The following is a 2722-nucleotide window of genomic DNA, read 5'->3' as shown; positions in this document are numbered from 1 at the left end:
GCTGAAACTGCTGCCCTGGGTGCAAGCCGACGGTGGTGTGTACCGCGTCAACCGCCGCCTCACCTACACCGTCGGCGACGGTTTGATCACCTGCTACGACACCGCGGGCCAGGCGCGGGTCCTCGCACCCGACCTGCGTGAACTGCGCTATCTGCGTGACTACACCGACGATGCCGCCCTGCAGACGGTGGCGGACTCCTTTGTCGAACGCCAGTACGCGCCCGGCGACATCATCGCCGAAGCAGGCCGACCGGCCGAAGAGCTGGTGGTCCTCGCCCACGGCAAGGCCGACAAGCTCGGCACCGGTGCCTACGGGGAGTCGACCGTCCTCGAGATCATGACCGACGGCCGGTTCATCGGTGAACGAATCCTCGGCGCCGACGCGCAGCCATGGGACTTCACCGTCAAAGCGGTGACCGCGTGTACCTGCCTGGTCCTCACCGACCGTGCGCTGGCCGAGGTCAGCGCACGGATCGAAGGATTGCGCGAACACGTGCGGGCGGCCCAGCTCGACGGCGCCGTCACCGACGAGCGGGCCAACCCCTACGGCGAGAGTTCGATCGAGCTCGCCTCCGGTCACGAGGGCGAACCGCAGTTGCAGGGCACCTTCGTCGACTACGACCTGTCCCCGCGTGAATACGAGTTGAGCATCGCCCAGACCGTGCTGCGGGTCCACAGCCGCGTCGCCGACCTCTACAACAAGCCGATGGACCAGATCGAACAGCAGCTGCGGCTGACCATCGAAGCCCTGCGCGAGCGGCAGGAAGACGAGATGGTCAACAACCGCGACTTCGGACTGCTGCACAACGCCGCACCGCAGCAGCGGATCAGTACTCGCACCGGAGCTCCGACACCGGACGACATGGACGAATTGCTCGCCCTGGTCTGGAAGGAACCCGCGTTCTTCCTGGCCAATCCGAAGGCCATCGCCGCCTTCGGCGCCGAATGCAGCCGCCGCGGCATCTATCCGACGAGCACCGAGCTGAACGGACATCGGGTGCCCTCGTGGCGCGGGGTTCCGATCCTGCCGTGCAACAAGATCGGCACCTCGGCCGGCCGTACCACCTCGATCATGCTGATGCGCACCGGTGAATCGTCACAGGGCGTGATCGGCTTGCGCCAGACCGGAATTCCCGACGAGTACGAGCCCGGGCTGAACGTGCGCTTCATGGGCATCGACGACAAAGCGATCATCTCCTACCTGGTCAGCACCTACTACTCGGGTGCGGTGCTGGTGCCCGATGCCCTCGCGATCCTCGAGAACGTGCAGCTCGGCGCCGAGGGCTGACATCGTGCAGCCCTTCGAGCTGCCCGAGTTCTACGTCGCTCATCCCGCGCGGCTGAACGCGCACGTGGAACAAGCACGGGCACATACCAAACAGTGGGCCTACGAGATGGGAATGCTCGGCGACACCGTCGGTGGCGATGTGGTGTGGGACGAGCCGAGTTTCGACGGCATGGACTACGCCGGTCTGTGCGCCTACACGCATCCAGAAGCCGGCGCACCGGTGCTCGACACCGTCACCGACTGGTACACCTGGGTCTTCTATTTCGACGACCACTTCCTCGACGCGTTCAAACGCACTGGTGACATGGACGGTGCACGGCGGTATCTCGACCGTCTGGCCACGTTCATGCCGCCCGACGGTGCCGCGATGCCCGAGCCGACCAACCCCGACGAACGTGGTCTCGCCGACCTCTGGACCCGGACGGTGTCGTCGATGTCGGAATGCTGGCGCGAACGGTTCCGCGAAAGCACCCGGAACCTGCTGCTCGACTGTGTCTGGGAGATCGGCAATATCAATACCGCCCGGATTCCCAATCCCATCGACTACATCGAGATGCGTCGCAGGGTCGGCGGCGCACCGTGGTCGGCCGATCTGGTGGAGTACGCCCGCGGCGTCGAAATTCCCGAAGCCATCGTCGGCACCCGGCCGATGCGCGTGCTCAAGGACACGTTCTCCGACGCGGTGCACTTACGCAACGACATCTTCTCGTATCAGCGCGAGACCGAGGAAGAAGGCGAGGTGAACAACGGAGTCCTGGTGGTCGAGCGGTTCTTCGACTGTTCGCCACAGCAGGCCGCCGACATCGTCAACGACCAGCTCACCTCGCGGATCCACCAGTTCGAGAACACCGTGCTCACCGAGCTGCCGCTGCTGTTCGACGAGCACAGGCTGGACGCGGTGCAGTGCGCGGCGGCGCTGTCGTACGCGCACGGTCTGCAGGACTGGCAGTCCGGTGGCCACGAATGGCACCTGCGGTCCAATCGGTACATGAACGGCTCCGCGGCGACGGGACCGATGTCGTTCGGTCCCGCGGGAATCGGCACCGAACTGGCCAGACCCGGGTTCTGGAAAGGTCTCGCCGGGCCGGGCGGCGCGCGCAGCCACACCCGGACTCCGTTGCGCCGCACCGGGCAATTGCCGCTGCCGGACTTCGACGTGCCGTTCGAGTTGAGTCTGTCACCGCACCTGCCCGTGGCACGCGCGGCCAGTATCGACTGGGCGCAACAGGTCGGATTCCACGATCCGCTGCCCGAGCTCGGTGGGCGGCAGCTGTGGACTCGCGAGGATACGGCCGGGTTCGATTTCGCGCTGTGCTCAGCCGGTTTGGACCCGGACGCCGATGTCGACGTGCTCACGCTGTCGGCCGAATGGCTCACCTGGGGGACCTGGGGCGACGACTATTTTCCTACTGTCTTCCCACCCACCCAGGGCGC

Annotated in this window: 1 protein-coding gene and 1 pseudogene; both read left to right on the top strand. The window is 65.8% G+C overall.

Annotation, left to right across the window (positions count from 1 at the left end; translation table 11 throughout):
* Positions 1–1288: family 2B encapsulin nanocompartment shell protein (locus ACFWF3_RS31370; RefSeq protein ID WP_379317372.1), on the top strand; the 1288-nt coding region annotated here is incomplete at its 5' end.
* A gap of 4 nt (positions 1289–1292) precedes the next feature.
* A pseudogene (locus ACFWF3_RS31365) lies at positions 1293–2722 on the top strand (germacradienol/geosmin synthase); the annotation flags it as partial.

The organism is Nocardia sp. NPDC060220, assembly GCF_042727815.1.
In the GTDB taxonomy this organism is placed as follows: domain Bacteria; phylum Actinomycetota; class Actinomycetes; order Mycobacteriales; family Mycobacteriaceae; genus Nocardia.
The sequence above is the reverse complement of the archived record's forward strand: the minus strand, read 5'-3'. Positions and strand labels throughout refer to the sequence as shown.